Here is a 2179-nt window from a genome sequence, read left to right on the forward strand (position 1 = left end):
CTCAAGGCCGGGATGACGTTTTTTTTCAGTAACTTAGTCTTGCAACCTCGGGCCACCACGAAGCTTCACACGTGTGAACTTCGTGAACTTTGCCGCGATTCTGCCCCCTTCCGTCTCCGCGCCGCGCCGCCTATCCTCCGGTAATGCGTAAACATATCCTCATCGTTTCCGGGCTGGTGGTGCTCGCCGCGATCGCGATCGTCGCGTGGATCGCCTGGCCGGACAGCGCGCGGCTCAATATCGCCGACGTCCAGGGGCAGCGCCCCGACATCACCCCGCCGCGCGAGCAGTGGATCCCGACGATGGCGGTCGCCAAGGCGGTCGGCTGGCCCGACGGCGCCAAGCCGGTCGTCGCGCCGGGGCTGGCGGTGGCGGCCTATACGACGGGGCTCGATCATCCGCGCTGGCTGTATCGCCTGCCCAACGGCGACATCCTCGTCGCCGAGACCAATTCGCCGCCGCGCCCCACCAGCGGGATCGTCAATAAGGTGATGGGCTGGCTGATGGGCCGCGCCGGCGCCGGGGTGCCCTCGGCCAATCGCATCACCCTGCTGCGCGACGCGAACGGGGACGGCGTACCCGAACTCAAGACGGTGTTCATGACCGGGCTCAACTCGCCGCTCGGCATGGCGCTGTTCGACGGCCAGCTCTATATCGCCAATACCGACGCGCTGGTCCGCGTTCCCTATATCGAGGGGATGACCAAGGTGACCGCCAAGCCCGAGCTGGTAATCAAGCTCAACGGCGGCGGCAATCACTGGGCGCGCAACGTGATCCCGGCGGAAGACGGCAAGACGCTCTATGTCGCAGTCGGCTCGTCGTCGAACATCGCCGAGAATGGCATGGCGGCGGAGCGCTATCGCGCCAACATCCTCCAGGTGTGGCCGAAGGAAAAGACCTGGCGCATCTATGCCGCCGGGCTGCGCAACCCGCAGGGGATGGCGCTGGAGCCGCACGATCGCCAGCTGTGGACCGTGGTCAACGAGCGCGACATGCTCGGCTCGGACCTCGCCCCCGATTATCTCACCGCGATCGAGCTGGGGGACAATTTCGGCTGGCCCTGGTATTATTGGGGCGGCTATCCCGACAAGCGTGTCGAGCCCGCCAACCCCGCGCTCCAGCAATATTCGAAGCGGCCCGATTATGCGCTCGGCCCGCATGTCGCGGCGCTCGGGCTGACTTTCGCGCAGGATTCGAAGCTCGGGGCGAATTTCGCCAACGGCGCGTTTATCGGCCTGCACGGTTCGTGGAACCGCAAGCCATTGTCGGGCTACAAGGTCGTCTATGTTCCGTTCGGCGATAGTGGCTGGCCGACGAAGGGTGCCAAGCCGGTCGACGTGCTGACCGGGTTCCTCAACAAGGACGGCGAGGCGCAAGGCCGCCCGGTCGGCGTGACCTTCGACAAGACCGGCGCGCTGCTGGTGGCGGACGATGTGGGCAACCGCATCTGGCGGGTCAGCGCGGCGGGCGCGAAGTAACGCCCCTCTCCCCGTTCGGGCTGAGCCTGCCGAAGTCTTGCCCTTTCTTCCTCGCGAAGAAGGGCAACCCTTCGCCAAGGTCAGGGCGAACGGAGGATATTATTCCAGCAATTTCGGCGCCTCGCGTTCCAGCTTGGCGCGGATTTTGTCCGAGAACATCGCCAGGAACGCGGGCAGCGTGAAAGTGCAATGCACATTGCGCTCGCCGACGTCGAGCTGTGCCGAGACGCGCTGCCCCAGCCCCTCGACGGTGAACCACAAGGTATCGCCCTCCCAGCGATGCTCGGTGATCGCCCCGCCGGGGACGAAATCGGCGAGCTTGCCGAAGCCGCTGCCGATCCGCTCCTTCGCCGCGGCGGTGCCGAGCTGGTGCGGGATATCCACCTCGATCGGCGCACTCATGCCGCAATCTCCTCGGCGCCGGTCGCGAACAGCATCGCATCGTCGGCGAACGCCTTGAACTCCAGCGCATTGCCAGAAGGATCGCGGAAGAACATCGTCGCCTGTTCGCCCGGCTCGCCGGCGAAACGGACATAAGGCGCGATCCCGAAGGCGATCCCGGCCGCTTCGACCCGCTCGGCGAGCACATGCCAGTCGGCCATCGTCAGCACGACGCCGAAATGCGGCACCGGGACGTCATGCCCGTCGACCGCATTCGATGTCTCATGCGGCTGCATCGTTTCGTCGAGATGCGCGACGAT

3 protein-coding genes and 1 pseudogene (1 of these 4 only partly in view) are annotated in these 2179 nt (G+C 65.7%); 2 read left to right on the forward strand and 2 right to left on the reverse strand.

Annotated features, from left to right (window positions below):
* A pseudogene (locus BGN95_RS11140) lies at nt 1–32 on the forward strand (hemolysin family protein) (it extends 883 nt beyond the left edge of the window).
* 111 nt (nt 33–143) lie between these two features.
* On the forward strand, nt 144–1478 hold the full coding sequence (locus tag BGN95_RS11145; protein ID WP_265312029.1) for a PQQ-dependent sugar dehydrogenase: 1335 nt from the start codon (nt 144–146) through the stop codon (nt 1476–1478).
* A 99-nt stretch (nt 1479–1577) separates the two neighbouring features.
* On the opposite strand, the gene BGN95_RS11150 is transcribed toward BGN95_RS11145, so the two are convergent.
* Together BGN95_RS11150 and BGN95_RS11155 are read right to left on the reverse strand one after the other, a co-directional pair.
* Nucleotides 1578–1880, reverse strand: coding sequence for a polyhydroxyalkanoic acid system family protein (locus BGN95_RS11150; protein WP_265269261.1), 303 nt, complete (start codon nt 1878–1880; stop codon nt 1578–1580).
* A partial coding sequence (locus tag BGN95_RS11155; protein WP_286772629.1) for a VOC family protein occupies nt 1877–2179 on the reverse strand: 303 nt, incomplete at its 5' end. The genes BGN95_RS11150 and BGN95_RS11155, both read right to left, overlap by 4 nt.

Source organism: Sphingomonas sp. 66-10 (assembly GCF_001897045.1).
Classification (GTDB): Bacteria; Pseudomonadota; Alphaproteobacteria; order Sphingomonadales; family Sphingomonadaceae; genus Sphingomonas; species Sphingomonas lycopersici.

What these genes read in the sequence shown, in the direction of transcription:
- BGN95_RS11145 (WP_265312029.1), top strand. Translation starts at nt 144, where the DNA reads ATGCGTAAACATATCCTCATCGTTTCCGGGCTGGTGGTGCTCGCCGCG.
- BGN95_RS11150 (WP_265269261.1), bottom strand. Translation starts at nt 1,880, where the DNA reads ATGAGTGCGCCGATCGAGGTGGATATCCCGCACCAGCTCGGCACCGCC.